The following is a 16,268-nucleotide window of genomic DNA, read 5'->3' as shown; positions in this document are numbered from 1 at the left end:
TGATTTTATAGACTTTTTAGGGAATGGGATTGCTTAGCTTGAGTAAAAAGAGAGAAATAAAGTAAATGGTTGCTTGTTTCTTTATTGGGTTTGTTAAGGAAGTAGTGTTTTAAAATGTTCCTTTACCTGATTTAAAAAATCGCCTAATCTTAAGCCAAAGGAAACTGCCAGTCCTTGGTTAAGGAATTTAAGTACCTTGTTGACCTCTCTGCACTTGGCTGCAGGTGGTAGGCTAAGGTTAAAAGCAATTCGCTTTGTAGAATTACCTTAGGAAGGTAGTTGCCAAAGTTTCAGCGTTCAGATTTATCTACTTAGGAGAGTCATTCATGCGTAAATTAGTCCTCTGGGGACATAGTGTTGATGAGTATCGTGAAATGTTTGATTTGTCTCAAGAGGACATGGATTCCAGGATTTTAGAATATGGATGTGGCCCGAGTGCAGTAAACGCACAACAATTTCAAGAGGCGCATCAAGCGGTGAGTTGCGATCCCTTGTTTGTTTTGGATAAAGATACTTTGTCTTCTAAGGCGATTATGATTTTTGCACAAATGGCAGACGAAGTGCACAAAGAGCAAGAGCAGTTCGACTTCGGTCGCAGTGGGGGGTTGGAGCAATTGCTTGAGCATCGTCGCAATGGAATGAAAAAGTTTTTTGCTGATTACGAACAAGGTAAGGCTGAAGGGCGATATTATGGAGCAGCGGATTATCATTTACCTTATCCTGACTTCTCTTTTGATATTGCACTAAGTGCAAATTATTTATTTGCTGATTTGGAAGATCAAACGGTTGAGTTTCATTTAAATGTAATTCGTGAACTAGCTAGAGTAGCTAAAGAAGTGCGAATTTTCCCGTTAAATGATATGGACGGAAAAACTTCTGAATTTTTAGGTCCCGTATTGCTGGAACTGCAAAAAGAGGGCTATGGTGTAGAAATTAGACAAGTGGATTATCATTTGCATAAGTCTGAAAACGCAATGTTGCGGGTTTGGGCGCAGAAGTGTGATATTTAATTAAAGTGGCCTGGGTGAAGCGAGGCATAACCCAGGAATTCTTGAGTTAGCACTCCCGGGTTATGCTTCGCTTCACCCAGGCTACAAGGTTCTTGTATGTATTCAATGTTACGTCCTTTGCTTTTTAGCATGGCTCCTGAAAGTGCCCATGCTTTTAGTTTATCTGCATTACATTACGCGCCTGGTTTTTGTTTTAAAAAGACAAAATCAAAACCCATAGAAGCTTTTGGGCTTCAATTTCCCCATGCTGTTGGTTTGGCAGCAGGCTTGGATAAAAATGGCGAGCATCTCGATGCATTAGCCAAGCTGGGATTTTCCTTTATTGAACTAGGGACAGTCACTGCTCGGCCACAAATTGGTAATCCTCAGCCGCGATTATTTCGTTTGCCAGATGCGCATGCAATTATCAATCGCATGGGATTTAATAATCAGGGTGTTGATGCTTTGGTGAGCCACGTGAAAAAAGCACGTTATAAAGGAATTCTAGGAATCAATATTGGTAAAAATAAAGATACTCCACTAGAACATGCTGCCGAGGATTACATTCAATGTTTGGCTAAAGTGTATGAGCATGCGTCATATGTCACCATCAATATATCCTCTCCCAATACTCCTGATTTACGCCAATTACAGCAAAAAGAATATTTTGCCAATTTGTTATCACAAATACACACGGAGCAAATTAAATTATCCGATAAATTTCAGCGTCATGTGCCTTTAGTGGTTAAAGTATCACCCGATGAAGATATAGAAACATTAAAACAAATGACCGAAGTGATTTTGAATTACGGTATTGAGGGAATTATTGCGACGAACACAACATGTTCTCGTACGGGAGTGGCTCATTTACCTTATGCTGAGGAAACTGGGGGCTTAAGTGGTAGACCTGTATTTGATTTGTCGACCCAATGCTTACGTTTGCTGAAACAATATGTAGGCGATGCTATAACTTTGATTGGAGTAGGTGGCATTGACAGTTGCGAAACAGCTCGGGCTAAGTTGGATGCAGGTGCTTCATTAATCCAAGTGTACACGGGTCTGATTTATCGTGGTCCTGGCTTAGTCTATGAGCTTGCAAACGGATTACAATAAAGGACCGCGAATTTTAATCGTTCTGTTTGTTTCGATAGGAATAATATTAGATGAAATGTATCACTAAAGATCTAGCAGCACAGATGGAGTCTTGCATCAAACAAACCCATATAGAGGTAACCAAACAGTATCCACAAGGACGGATTTTGGAAATCAATGGGGGGGCTGCTTGTTTTTCAGGATTTGATTCGTATTTATCGCAGGTGGTTGGCTGGGGCTTTGCTACAAAATTGGCACATTTTCAGTCTGAAATTGAACGGATAGAACATTTTTACAGAACCTTGAATCATGAGCGCATCGATATTGAGTTGTGTCCCTTTGTGGGGAGTGAGCTCTCTATATTTTTAAGCCAACGTGGCTACCACATCAGTGAATTAAATAATGTGTCGCTATTGGATTTAAAATCATATCAGCCTGTTGATTATACTGCAGAGTCATTGCACATCAGAGAAATAAAGTCTCATGAAAAGAAGGAGTGGGCCAAAAAAACAGCTTTAGGCTTTGATGCGCCTGAAGCGGAAGATCAGTTTTTTCGTTACGCCCAATCTCAGGGAGTCAGAGCCTATGCTGTGTATGATAATGATGTGATTGTAGCTGGCGCTACAATTGCTATGCATGGAGATTTTTGTGACTTGGGTGTTACCAGTACTTTGCCAGCCTATAGAGGAAAAGGGCTGCAAAAGAAACTATTAAAGGCTCGATTAAATAGTGCAAAGCAACTGGGATTGTCTTGGGCAACGGTTACGACAGAACCCGGAAGCGTTTCAGATTGTAACGTGCAAAAAATAGGATTTCATTGTGCTTATACACGCATCAAAATGACTTTAGAATGACCATGGGGGACGGTCCGGGACGGCTCCCTGCAAAATAATTTAAACAATCTGCATGCCTCCTGATGGGGTCCGTCCCGGACCGTCCCCCTACATAATATTAGCACTTCCATGTAATAACAGTTACAATGGCCCATTTTTCGATTGAACTATTTGAGTCATGAAAAAGAAACTCTCAGTTAAGACCAGCATTTTATACAAACGTTTGTTAACTTATGTGAAACCATTTTGGCCTATCCTGGTATTAGGTATTTTTGCCAACATTTTATATTCCCTGATTGATGCGGGCTTCACATATATGATGCGGCCTTTTTTTGATAAAAGTTTTATTAATGTGGACATGGATTTTATCAAGAAAATTCCTTATATGGTTTTAATAGGGATTACTTTGAGGGGACTTGTCAGTTCACTGGGTAGTTATTGCATGACCTGGGTTGCTCGCTCTGTAGTTAAGGTCTTAAGAGAAAAAGTTTTTAAGCATATTCTTCATTTACCAGCTGATTTTTATGATGAAGCAACTTCAGGACAAATGCTTTCTAAAATTCTTTATGATGTGGAGCAAGTAGCGCAGGTTAGTGCGGATGCATTAACAGATATAGTCCAAAATACCTGTTTAATTATCGGTTTTCTCACTGTAATGATGGTGATCTGTTGGCAGTTGTCACTGATGTTCCTGTTAACTATTCCCTTTGTTGGTTTGATTGTGAACTACACAAACAAACGTGTCAGACGAATCAGCCATAAAGTACAAAAAACTATGGGGGAAGTAACCGAAATTGCGAGTGAAGCAATTGAGGGGTATAAAGTAGTTCGTATTTTCGGGGGCATTACTTATGAGTCTGGAAAGTTTAGTAATGCTGTAGAACTCTCTCGTCAAAATGATATGAAAGTTGCTGCGAGCAAGGCTCTGAACGTCTCTGGAGTGCAAATTGTCATAGCAATAGGCATTGCAGCAATTATTGCGGCAGCAATTCAATTATCTACAGTGGTCATTATTTCTGCTGGTTCTTTTCTAGCAATTATTGCTGCGATGATACAGCTAATCAAACCCATGAAAACCCTCACTACGTTGAATGCGGTAATACAAAAGGGTTTGGCTGGTGCAGAAAGCGTATTTAATCTGTTAGATCTGCCTATAGAGCAAGGACAAGGGACCATTTTATCGCAAAGAGCGCGCGGTGATCTTGAGTTTAAACAGGTATCTTATGCTTACAGAAAAGGAGAGAAGGTATTACATGATGTGAGTTTTACCATCGAAGCCGGTAAAACGGTTGCATTGGTAGGACACTCAGGAAGTGGTAAGACCACTATAGCCAGCTTATTACCTCGTTTTTATGAAGTAAATCAAGGCACTATTACTCTAGATAATACCCCGATCAATCAAATAAGTTTAACCAGCTTGCGTGAGCAAATGGCTTTGGTGAGCCAAAACGTAACGCTTTTTAATGATTCTTTGGCTAATAATATTGCCTATGGTCGTTCAGATGTTAGTCGCCAGCAAATTATACATGCTGCTAAAATGGCTTTTGCTGATGAATTTATCAGTCGTTTCCCAGAAGGTTATGACACGCGTGTAGGCGAAAATGGCGTATTACTCTCTGGTGGTCAGCGACAAAGAATCGCGATCGCACGTGCTATATTGAAAGATGCTCCTATTTTAATTCTTGATGAAGCAACATCTGCTTTAGATAGTGAGTCTGAGCGATATATACAAATTGCCTTAGAAGCGGTGATGAAAAACCGCACTACTTTAGTCATTGCACATCGCTTATCAACTATTAAACATGCGGATAAAATTATCGTGATGCAACATGGACGCATTGTAGAACAAGGTAGTCATCAGGAATTACTTGATTTACAAGGATACTACGCACAGCTTCAGGGAATACAATACTCAGATACATTTTATAAGGATGCAATAGCCTGATGTCTTTTTCCCTCGAGAACATATGGTATGGTAATCACCCAATACAATGGGTATTGCGGCCGTTGTCTTGGGGATATTCACTTATTGTGTCAGTAAGACGCTATTTTTTGCAACGTTTTCATCAATTTGATTGCCCAGTCCCTCTAATTGTTGTTGGTAATATAACTGTTGGAGGAGTAGGTAAGACCCCATTGGTGATCGAGCTGGCTAAGAGGATACAACAAAAAGGATTAAGAGTTGGTATAGTCAGTCGGGGGTATGGTGCAAAACTCAAATCATTTCCCTATGAAGTGCATGTTAATGATTCTGCACTAAAAGTCGGTGATGAGCCTTTATTGTTAGCACAAAAAACCGAATGTCCTGTAGTGATTGCGCCCAACCGTACGGAGGCTGTGCGCTATCTTTTAGAAAAACATCAAAGTCAAATTATTATTAGCGACGATGGATTACAACATTACCGTATGGGGCGAGCCATTGAAATCGCTGTGGTTGATGGAACCCGCGGATTAGGTAATGGCCTTTGTTTGCCAGCTGGTCCGTTAAGAGAGCCCTCTAAACGCTTGGGGCAAGTTGATTTTATTGTGGTGAATGAAGGGAAGTGGGATAATGCATATTCTATGGTATTAAAACCTGGGAAAATTAAGAAGTTAAGTACGGATGAAGAAATTGATCCGCATACATTAAATGGAACATGGGAAGCGATTGCTGCAATTGGTAACCCCCAACGTTTTTATTCCACTTTGCTGCAATTAGGGATAGAATTCGACACCTGCTCTTATCCTGATCATTATCAGTTTAAGCCAGATGATTTGAATTATTGCAAATCACTTATTATTATGACGGAAAAAGATGCCGTGAAATGTCGATCCTTTAGTTCGGACGCAATGCATTATTTGCCCGTGGACGCTGTATTGGATGATGCTTTTTGGGACGCATTGTGGTTACATCAACAGTTAAAAGGTTATTGCTGATTATGTTTGCTTGGATTCGCTGTTTTTTATTTTTAATCATATCCCACATAAGTACTGGAGTACTTGCAACTGAAATAAAACCAGCGGCATTGCAACCGGTACAATCTATCGATCCAACTGTAGGAAGTTGGACTTTTTCTGGTATGGTAGAGAATGAAAGTGGTGATAAGTACGGATATTTTTTTGAAATGCAGCGCCAAGGAGCAGATTTTCATACTAAAGCTGCTTTAATTGATGGTGAAACAAATAAACTGGTTTTTTTCTACGAAGATAAAGAAAAAATAGGGCAAACAACACCACTTGATTGGCATGTTGGTTATTCGTTTATTCGTTACAATCCCATCAATGACAGTTGGATCTTCGGTGTAAAAGCAGCGGATAAAAAAGGTTTTAACTTTAAAGTAGATATGCTGAAACAAGCAAATAACAATGAAACCTTAGTTTTGCGACCCGGAGTAAAATTCCAAGTGTTACAGACAAGTCAGCTCAATGGACATTTACGCATTGATGATAAAGAGCAGTTTGTTACTGGCAATAAAGCATGGTTTGGCAAATTGGCATTGAATGATGAGCAAAAAGATGACCATGAAATCAACACTACATTTTGTCGTTTAAACGATGATAATGGGTTTTATTCTGCAAATCTTAAAGAAAAAGATGCAACCAGCGCAGCAGTTGCGGGTTGGCTTGATCCTTCAGGCAACAAAGTAAAAATGTCTCAATTTATTTCATTAAAACCTTTAGAGAATGATCAGTGTATGCTGAGGATTGGCTTACCTAAGCTGAATTTAAAATTGATTAACTCTCTGAAAGCGAACGACTCACTATCCCACACAGTTGCAGGGTTCTCTAAAGACAGTCGAGGTGGCTTTTGTTTTGTTACTCAACAATCATTTTTAAAGAATACAACAACCGAATTGGCGATACAGGACGTTAAGAAGTTAAATACTTGAAGAGAGCTTTTAACCTTGAATTGATAGTGTAGCCTGGATTAGCAGAGCGCAATCTGGGGTTATATATAAATTGAAAGTATCCAACGAAGAAAAAATTATTTAACACCCACTCCCGTAAGCGGGAGTGGGGATTTTTGTTGATTGTGTTTTTTTATTCTCCCGAGCCCCATTTTTTATCCTCTCGCCTCTTTGGGGAGATCGTTAGGGTGAGGGGCATATGTGGAAGTCAGCGGATTACACTGTGCGAATCTGGACTAAAAAACGCTCAGGGTCAAAGGCTCTGTTACAGGCTCTTGTTTTTTTAATACAGTGGTTTCTGGCTCCGTAATTCCAGGTTTTTTCTCCAGCTTTTTTAATCGCTCCACTACTACAGGATCCAAAGCTAAATCCGCAGTGATTCTTTTGAACTGCGGTTTCTTACCTACCGGTTCTCCACTTAATGCACCAAGCATCATTTTATGTGAGCTGGTTTCAGCTAAATGTGGATCTAATTCCGCATCTAACTTTTGTGCATCAATTGGATTCAAAATCCACATAGCATCTGCTAAGGCGGGGATGCACATGTTGGGTTTGTCATTTACCCACCACCCTAAGTCGGTCATCGCGTCACGTAAACAATCACCGTCATTACTTTCTTCATTAAGTGCGTAACGTAAGATAGAGATAAGTGCTTTTTCTGGCTCTTTGTAATTAATCCGAAGTTCGCTACAAAAACTCAAGGGACCAAATGTAAGCTCATCTATTTTTTCATGGTACTTTCGATTAAAGATTTTACATAAATATTCTGGACTCTGTTCCGCTGGTGCTGAAATTTTATATTGACTCAGATTGTTTTTGTAATACTCCGACATCAATAAAGCATGCATGGTTTCAGTTGGATGAACATCATCCCAAAACATGTGCTTTTTACCTGGAGCGACGCCGCCAGGGGTTGTTGGGATATTATGTGCTTTTGCGTACTCTAGGTAAGGTTCTTGTAGTGCTTTTTGGTCAAAGTATTGAGCATATTTGGAGTGTTCGCCGTTATCACGTACATCATCATAAATTTTAGTGAAAACAGTTTCGATATCAAAAAGTTCAATTGAGCACTCAGGATTGGCGTCTTTTAAGATTTTCAGTTTTTCTGCTAGTTTTTTATTAAATTCCTTTGATATCTTTTGCGCATTCTTTCGCTCTTCATCTGATTTATGTTGGTAGCGTGGTGTTAATGATAAATCAGGCAAGTTGCATAGAACAAAATTACTGTAGCCTTGTTTAATTAATGATTCGATATTATCTATGTTACTTTGGGCAGCAAGTTCCGCAGCTTCTTCGGTGGGTTCTGAATTAACGGTAATTAAATCATTAGCACCAGAAAATACCGTAATAAGGGTCTTCTTTTTTTGCTCTGTAGAAATTTCTTCTTTCTCATTGTCTTCCAAAAATTGCACTACCTGTTTCGACAAGTTGGATACCATTAAACGAGTAAAGAACAGCTTGATTGACGTAAAAGGGGAAAGGAGCGAAAGAAAAATACTGTTCCAGCTGTAATCATAAGAGGTTGAACCGCCTTGGCTGTAGTTTCTATAGAAATTCCGGCCATTATATTGAGCTATACGACCATCATCGAGTGAATAATATTCTCGAACGTATTTGCTATAGCGAGGATCTGTTATTAGTTGGTCCGCAATATCATCAGAAGATTCGCGTAAAGTGGCTTTTGGGAGCCCCGCTTTTTTAATTGCAGTCACACGGTGCGTTTTTTGGGGCTGGTGACGGGGGAGCGGATCGGTTTTTGGGGTATTTTCTAGTCCAGAAGTGAACAAATGACCTTCTTCTCTAGCCGCTACTCTTTTTTTGCGTCTCACCCTTCTTATTTCTGCTCGTATTTCGTCTTCAGTGTATTGTTTTTCGGATGATCGAGAAAGAATATCATCACCGATATCGGCATTATTTAAATTATGGTTTCGATGCGCAGAATCTTCCTTTATTTTATCTTCATTAAGGAATTTACTGATAAGGGTTGATTTAAGCGAGTCCGCCCAAGTATAACCATTGGTAAATCGTTCTTTAGGTGATTTATCGAGCCCAGTTATTGCTAGCCACAACTTTCTTGCTAACGGTCCGAGAAAGGATGCTTTTTCACCCATGTTTTTGCCATCAGAAAGACTATCGCCAAATACGACAAAGTAGCTTATTTCTTTTTGAGGCTGAGAGGGGGAAATGGGTTTTCGTTCCTTTTTAGAAGTTGTCATATAAAATAACTACACACTGGCTAAATATTGTTATTTTATAGATGTATTATTAAGGTTTTATTAATTTTTTCCTTAGAGAGCACTAAATCTCTTTCTCTGGAAGAAATTGTGATAAAACACTGGCTATAACTAAAGCCGCAGGAATGATTAAAAGGGTTCGTTGATAATCAGCCACAACATGGAGGTGGGTATCGCCTTTGGAATAATCCAACAAATAACCGATTAATGGTTGTAGAAGGGGAGCTGTAGCCATTGCTAAGGTGTTGGTGAAACCTGTACAGGCGGAGAGTGATTCTTCTGGCGCCAATTCATTCGCAATAGTAAATGCGAGCATATAAGCCCCACAACACAGTCCAATTGCGAACAACAAGATGCCTGTTAGGAGCAGATTATGTATAGGTAAGTACAGAACAAGAATGAACAAAATTGCAGTAGAGAAGCATGAAATATGGATTAGTGGTTTGCGTTTAGGCAAATGGATGGACAACCAGCCATATATGGGGCAACTTAATCCAGCGCCCAATAAAATCATGGAGGTGAGAATACTGGCTGTTTCTATAGAACATTCCAATTTTAGCTGGAGAAAAGGAACTGCCCACATTGCAGCAAAAACGGTAATCACCGAAAATTCCAAGCCTACAAACCATCCATTAATCCATACTAATTTATTTTTCAGCATCAGCAACAAATGTTTTTTGTATTGATGATGATTATCAATAATCGGCTTGTTGCTGGGAATGAAATTCGCACATAAAAACGCAATTAAAATACCGATGACACCAGCGCCAGCAAGGAAATAATGCCAGCTAATGTGGCTTATTTGTGAGCCCATGCCAATCATGCTCGCCACTGTCACCGTAAAACCTAGGGTTTCTGTGAGGCCAATCATAAATGCATATTGTTTTAGGGGATAATGTTGGCGCAATACACGAGTCATGCCAACAAAAGCAAATGCGGAGCCACCGCCAATAATTAGGCGGCCAAGAAATAATACAAATAAGTTATATCCAGTAGAAAACAAAAAGCAGCCTAATGCACATATCAGCGCGTTTAAGGACAATAAAGTTCGGGTATTGTATCGATCAAAAAGAAGGCCAACGGGAATTTGCATTGTGGTATAAACATAATAAAAGGCGCTACTTAATAAACCTGCAGTAAATGCAGTTAATTGTTTCTCATGCATGATTGCGCCAATAATAATTCCCGAAGAGAGTTGCAAGAAAAATTGAAATAATAGAAAAAATACACTGACCAACCAGATGATGGTTCTTTTGGGGCTAGATGAAGGTGTCGAGTCTGATAAATTCATTAATTTTGTTTTGAGAAAAAGGCGGAATATATAGCATCATGGCGAAAGTGTAAATTTATTTTAAAAAATGTCTCCCTGAATGCAGTCTGGATTACAGCCTCACTTTTACCCAGGCTATGCATTATAAATACAACCAAGCATTAATCGTATCTAACGGAAAAGAGTGATAGGAGCACCAACGTTGAATCATACTATTATCTAATTCTGATGATATTCCATGGACTTGATAAGATAGCTTTTCTTTTAGAAAAGTTAATGCGACAAGATTATGGATGTAAAATTCTGGATCAATATACTTCATAGGCGTAGGGTCATTAAGTACAAAATTAACCGGCATTTTATGATTTAAGACTTCATCATCACTAAATTGAGGGCCAAATTCATCATAAACCCCTAAATTTGCAAGTATCTTGCCACTAAACCAGGAGTGAGGATAAGCATCCATAATCGCTTTTCCTCCGGTTGCGGTAATAACAACATTGGCTTCGATTAATGCACATTCAAGCTTACTGAAATCTTGCGGCGCAATTGCGGTAATACCTAACTTCTGAGCCAGATTTCGCTGCTTTTCACTTGGATCTACAATTACGACAGGAACTTTATTTTGCGCACAAAAATAGGCGAGTCCACGGCCAATTTTACCAAAACCAAAAATAACCCATGATGTTTCGGTCGGATTAACTCCTGTTAATTGAGTGAGAGCCATTTGGCTGCTTTCAGCACATCCAAAAACTGTTTCCAGTTGTTTGGTCAACGTACGGTCAATACTAATTACTGGAAAATCAAGAACTTGTTGTCGATATAGTTGATCGCCTGATCCGGTTAATTCGATTGCACCAATTTTGGGCTTTCCCAAAAATTGGTAAAGCTGTGCACCACAATCAAAATACAGATCAAAAGTTTCCCCAATAAGGGAGCGCGGATTTTCCACATAACGAATTTTTGCTTCGTTTAAACACGAAATCGCCTGTGGATGAGCATGACAAAAGTCTGACGGATTGGTGACGGTAACATCAGCTCCTGCCTCAAGTAAGCAGGTTATTTTTAATAAAGTATTCGTTACTAAAGGAACATGATGAACAACTCGTAATCCAGATAAAGGGCGTGTGTCACTCCATTGGGCAAGTTGTTCGTGCATAAAAGGAGCTTCAGATTTGGGATATTTTTGAAAGAATTTTTTAAAGGCGTCCTGCATCATGTATGACATATAGTAGAAAATGTTTCATCCTAGCATAATTTATTCATGCAGAATATTATTTATAGCTAGAGGCTTTTGTAATTTGGGCCAGCGAAGTGTAGCCTGGGTTTTGCTGCGCTGCCCCCAGGCTACAATAACTTTATAAAGCCAATTTGTTTTCTTCTGCAGAGGAATTGTCATAGCCAAGCCAGCTTGCAATCCATCGTAAAAATTGGTCAATTGGATCGTGTTGTTTCGGTTGGAAAAAAGAAAGAGGGCTCAACGTGCTTTGATGGTTACGGATTTGTCTGAAATAGCCTAACTCTTCCTTAAATAAGCTTCTTGTAGCGACTTGTTCGTCGGCATTAATTTTTTGATTAATTGAATCAATCAGGTTGTCTAATTGTGTTAAATCGTGTTTCGTAAAGGAATAGGATTTTTGAATTGTTGTTTTGAGGTGTTCTCGAGCAGCATATTCATCTTTGAATTTCAGTTGTGATGCCAGGTCATTCTTTAATTGTGTTCCGTCATCATTTGCCAAAATAGCATATTCTAAAAGATACAATTCTTGTTCAGTTTGAGCCGATTGGATTAAGTTTTTATAATGTTGGGCGCGTATTTTTCCTCGTGAATAATCAAAAAAATAAGAAAAAACACTTAAGTTGTCATCACGATGTTCCAAGTAATAACTTAAGGCGTTAGTACATTGTATTTTCAAGTCTTTTAAATGAGATTGTTTCACAACCGACATAGAAAGTGCCGGTTCTCCGTTCTTTGGTTGTGGACTTGCTATCACCGCCTGTTGCTGAACTTCGCTATTTTGAGATTGTTCCACCTCAGGTTTAATGGGCTCTTTTCTCCCCTCTAGCAGTTGTGGCAAATCAGACTGGATAGTATGTTCCTGAATGTCACTACCCAAAACCTCTGCTGATTGAGACGGGGCGAAATACTTTAGAATTCCTGGTAAAACAAAATTAGGAGGCAAGTTTGTTTGCGCTAAAGCTTCCTGGAGTGACTGCACTGCCGTATTGAATTCTTTTTGAATCTCAGCACTTTGTTCTAAAAGCGGTTTTTTAAACTGTCTAAGTAAACAATAGAGCTTAAACTCCAATTGGCAAACCTCTTTAAATCGAGGGTTTTCTATTAATTTCTCCAAGAGATCGTAATGATTTTCCTCCAGGTAATGAGGAGCAATATCTTGTCCTGCCATGATGAGTTTTATTCGTGCCAGATGATTCACTAGTTCAGGATTTTCAATGATTTGATCCAGATCAATCTTTCCCTCGTGAATAACTGTCTGACATTCTTCGAAGATTTTGCTAAGCTCCGCAAGCGCTCTCTTAAATGGCAAACTATTAAAGGTATAACGATAAATTTGATTATTTAAATCAAGTTGATTTTGCAGCATATTCAGTTCAATGCCTGCGAGTACTTTTTGAATTTCCTCTCGATACGGAATTGCCAATTGAGCAAGAGCATGTGGATTTGTACTTTCTAGGAGTTTAAATAGCTGGGGGCGAACGTCAGTTTTATCATAATGTGCTTTGAGATTCTCTACATAAGCATTAACGATGACTAGAGCATGCTCTTGTACAGACTTTTGAAACTCTGCGTCCAAATCTTCCAATTTTTTCTTTTCAATAAGATTAGCTAAGGTTGCCCATTCTTTTTGTTTTAGCGCCTCATCCAGTAATTTTTTTAGGCCGTATTTTTTCTCAAATAAGGGGAATATATCTGCAAAAAGGACAGGATCTTTTAAAAAATCTAAAACACTTTTACTAGGCTCTCCTGGAAGATCGCTTTGAGTAAACAATGCATTAAATACAGTTTCGTTTTTTTCTTTTACGGCTCGTTTTAAAGGACTTAAAAACAACGAGCTTGAATACAGTTCTGTATTTTGGAATAAAGGGTCATTCTCTGGAGCTTTAATAGAGCTCATTAAAGGTGTTCTTGGATTTTGTACGTTGGCTCTTACTAACAATTGATAAAGTCTACCGTACCCTTGAGCATAGACTTTTTCAAACTGAGCAGAGGCGGGTTGCTCAGCAAATAATTGTTGGATTGCGTATTGTCGCTCCGTAGCGTTAAGTGTAAATTCTCGGGCAAGTAGTTGGTTGGCAATTTTTTCTTGTTTGTGGGCGCAGCTAAAAAGAAATAGTTCTTTAAAATCCAGCCCGAAATTAAGATCGGGTTCAATGAATGGTTCTAAAACAGAACCATTTCCTTTTTCTATGGCCTCTTGCAGTAATTCTAAAAGAGGTCTTTTTAATGGAGTTTTGGGAGTTATTCTTCCTTGGCTCAAAAATCGTGCAACTAAATTTTTATGGTTATTGGCTAGGGCAGAAGTGAAAATTTGCTCCGTTAACTCTGGATCAAGAACGGTTTCTTTATCCAGTAAAAAATCCAGGGCGATTAATAGGCTATTTTGTGCCAGCAGAGGAATAAGTTTTGGATTTTGCTTTAATGCGGGGTAGAGTTGCAGCAGTAATTTGATCCCGTTTTCATTTTTATCCAGAATTAACTCATTAATGAACTCTTCAAGCTCGGCTTCTTCCCAAGCTACTTTTTTACATAATGTCCTGGCAAGATATGCAAGCTTATTTTTGAAAAAGCCTTTGATTTGTTTTTTTTGTTCCTGTGATGTCAGTGTTTCTAATGTCAGTGTATCGGCTGGAATTTTGGCGCCAACTCGATTCAGTTTAGCCAGTTTGCCAGGGCTTGTGGTTGATGCATTGAGGTAGTCATTAAAGAGTCGGGGGGCTTGTTGAGCACATGCTGTTATGACTGGCACGATATTCCAATTTAAACTGCTTTCTAGTACGAGTTGTTTTATCCTAGGGCTTGCTGTTGTAAAAGATTTTTCGATGATTGAAAAGTCATCGTAATCAGAACACAACTCGAACAATGCGCGTATATCCTGAGTATTATGTACCACATGGTAATTTAACTGATCCAATGTGGATAAAATGGATAAGTCCTCTTCTACCAATCCTCTTTGATAGAGAAACTCCATGGTTTCTGGGTCAAGATGGCTTTTCTTTGCTTTCAGTTTTTCTTGTAAAAACTGGCTCATTTCTTTATTGCCATTCAAGATGGCCAGGGTAAGCGCACTTTTAATTGTTTCCTCAGAAATATTATCTTTCCATGAGTTTTTTACATGCTCATTTTTTCTTAAGAAAATCAGTACATTGAGTAGCGTTGTTGCGCCTAGCGGAGTGTTTAAATCAATTAAACGATATTCATGATCATCAATGTTTTTCCAAAGTGTTGGATTTGTTTGTTCTGCCCATGCACGTGCATACGTTTCAAAAATGGTTATATTATTGCGTTCCATGCACAAGGTGAGTAAATCTGGCTCATCAATGTTTACTGCAAAACCATTTATAAGGAGTTTTTCCAAAGTAATCGCATCAATATTTTGGATGACTTCTTTGGTGAAAATGCAAGGAAATGATTTGGGAGCAATTTTCGCCGTTGTTAAATGAGGAATTAACAGATTTAAAACATGATGTTGGTTGGTAATCGCAGCATATTGAATTTGTTTGATGATTTGTTCTGGGGTTAACTCATTTAAAAACTGATTTATTTGCGCGGATTTTGCTTCCTCTTTAATAAAAGTTAGGAGTTGCAGATGATTATAGGTAGTTTGATTTCTAGGTTCTTGAGAAAGATTTAATTGATCGAATACCTTCATTAAATTACTGTTATCTGCTTCTTTTTTCATTAACAACAGGTGTTCTGCTGCTGGTTGGTCAAGAAACATTTGCAGTTGGTTTTTTAATGCACTTTGTTCTTCAGCTGTAGTATATGTCTTGAGATAATGGTCAAGGAGCTTTTCCGCTTCTTTGTGCTTGCCTGCATATAGGGTGGCATTAATTCCTTTCAAAATAGCATTTTTTAAAATAGGTGATTTAGGCTGTTGCAGTAAAAGATCATTAAACTCGGGACGAAGATATTCTTTTGACAAGTTGTCGTAGTTGATTTTATTGTGTTTAAATAAGTACTTAAGTGTATTCATGTCTCCTGCCAGAGCAGCAAAGAAACTTGAACGTGTATCGGTTTGACTTGCGAAGGCAATTTGATGTAATTCATCGTGAGAAGGGTAGGACACAGGTGTTGCCTTGGGCGGGGCAAATGTACGAATATTGAGTCCAAAAGAGTCTTCTTTATAATCAAAGCACTCCTTAATTTCTTTGACTAACTCATCAACCGTTCCCAACTCCTTTATTCTTTTATTGTAGTTTGAATCATAAACAACATATTTTCCGTTTTCAAAAGATAAATTAATGGCATGGTTATAACTGCAAATTAGATAGGAACGGTTCTCACGGCTAATTTTTTTGAATATTTCTTCCCAGTGCGCTTCATCTGTTGTTAGCCCTAAATTAAATTCATTTTTTAGTGGCTTATTGCCAATTTCCAAGATTTTTTCGATATCAGATTGCAGGATTTCATAATAACTGTATGCCTCAACGCGAAATGTTTTCTCGATTTTGATAATGAAACCATCAATAGCAGGGTTATCACCAATACGATAAGTGCTAGGTAGGGTTGCTAACTGTTCGAGTAAATCAAAAAAAAGCGGTCTTTTATTTTCTAATGTGTATTTAATGCATAAAGCAGAAAGTGCGGCGCAAATCCCTTTTTTATTTAGTACCAAATCGATATTTTTTTTTTGCTTCAGACACGCGTTGACTGCAGTAATAATTTTGCCTTGATTTGGCATGGGTAAGACTCTCGCTATTTTAATTTTTGCGATTATAAG

10 protein-coding genes are annotated in these 16,268 nt (G+C 38.6%); 6 read left to right on the top strand and 4 right to left on the bottom strand.

What is annotated here, in order from left to right; genetic code table 11:
- Positions 1 to 326: 326 nt before the first annotated feature.
- From BGO44_RS02250 to BGO44_RS02225, 6 genes are all read left to right on the top strand, one after another.
- Positions 327 to 1,010: a hypothetical protein gene (locus BGO44_RS02250; RefSeq protein WP_058512298.1), complete on the top strand. Its 684-nt coding sequence runs from the start codon at positions 327 to 329 to the stop codon at positions 1,008 to 1,010.
- Between the two features lie 96 nt (positions 1,011 to 1,106).
- A complete protein-coding gene (locus tag BGO44_RS02245) occupies positions 1,107 to 2,102 on the top strand; it encodes a quinone-dependent dihydroorotate dehydrogenase (protein WP_273199041.1) in 996 nt (331 codons plus the stop codon).
- 50 nt (positions 2,103 to 2,152) lie between these two features.
- Positions 2,153 to 2,935, top strand: coding sequence for a GNAT family N-acetyltransferase (locus BGO44_RS02240; RefSeq protein WP_058512300.1), 783 nt, complete (start codon positions 2,153 to 2,155; stop codon positions 2,933 to 2,935).
- Positions 2,936 to 3,092: 157 nt separating this feature from the next.
- Complete coding sequence (msbA, locus tag BGO44_RS02235; protein WP_273199044.1) at positions 3,093 to 4,859, top strand: lipid A export permease/ATP-binding protein MsbA; 1,767 nt, start codon at positions 3,093 to 3,095, stop codon at positions 4,857 to 4,859.
- A complete protein-coding gene (gene lpxK, locus BGO44_RS02230; RefSeq protein ID WP_273199047.1) occupies positions 4,859 to 5,830 on the top strand; it encodes a tetraacyldisaccharide 4'-kinase in 972 nt (323 codons plus the stop codon). Before msbA ends, lpxK begins: the two co-directional genes overlap by 1 nt.
- 2 nt (positions 5,831 to 5,832) lie before the next feature.
- Positions 5,833 to 6,783, top strand: coding sequence for a hypothetical protein (locus BGO44_RS02225; RefSeq protein ID WP_058512303.1), 951 nt, complete (start codon positions 5,833 to 5,835; stop codon positions 6,781 to 6,783).
- A 254-nt stretch (positions 6,784 to 7,037) separates the two neighbouring features.
- Here the strand turns inward: BGO44_RS02225 and BGO44_RS02220 are convergent, their stop codons facing one another.
- From BGO44_RS02220 to BGO44_RS02205, 4 genes are all read right to left on the bottom strand, one after another.
- The gene (locus tag BGO44_RS02220) at positions 7,038 to 9,017 is read right to left on the bottom strand and encodes an SGNH/GDSL hydrolase family protein (RefSeq protein WP_273199049.1); all 1,980 of its coding nucleotides are present in this window, start codon (positions 9,015 to 9,017) and stop codon (positions 7,038 to 7,040) included.
- 82 nt (positions 9,018 to 9,099) lie between these two features.
- On the bottom strand, positions 9,100 to 10,326 hold the full coding sequence (locus tag BGO44_RS02215; RefSeq protein ID WP_157070792.1) for an MFS transporter: 1,227 nt from the start codon (positions 10,324 to 10,326) through the stop codon (positions 9,100 to 9,102).
- A 121-nt stretch (positions 10,327 to 10,447) separates the two neighbouring features.
- Positions 10,448 to 11,521 (bottom strand): Rossmann-fold NAD(P)-binding domain-containing protein, encoded by a 1,074-nt coding sequence (locus BGO44_RS02210; protein WP_193393448.1) that lies wholly within the window; start codon positions 11,519 to 11,521, stop codon positions 10,448 to 10,450.
- A 142-nt stretch (positions 11,522 to 11,663) separates the two neighbouring features.
- The gene (locus BGO44_RS02205) at positions 11,664 to 16,229 is read right to left on the bottom strand and encodes a hypothetical protein (protein ID WP_273199050.1); all 4,566 of its coding nucleotides are present in this window, start codon (positions 16,227 to 16,229) and stop codon (positions 11,664 to 11,666) included.
- Positions 16,230 to 16,268 lie beyond the last annotated feature (39 nt).

It is taken from the genome of Legionella sp. 39-23 (assembly GCF_001897665.1).
Lineage (GTDB): Bacteria > Pseudomonadota > Gammaproteobacteria > Legionellales > Legionellaceae > Legionella > Legionella steelei.
This window is presented reverse-complemented; position numbering and strand designations above follow the sequence as displayed.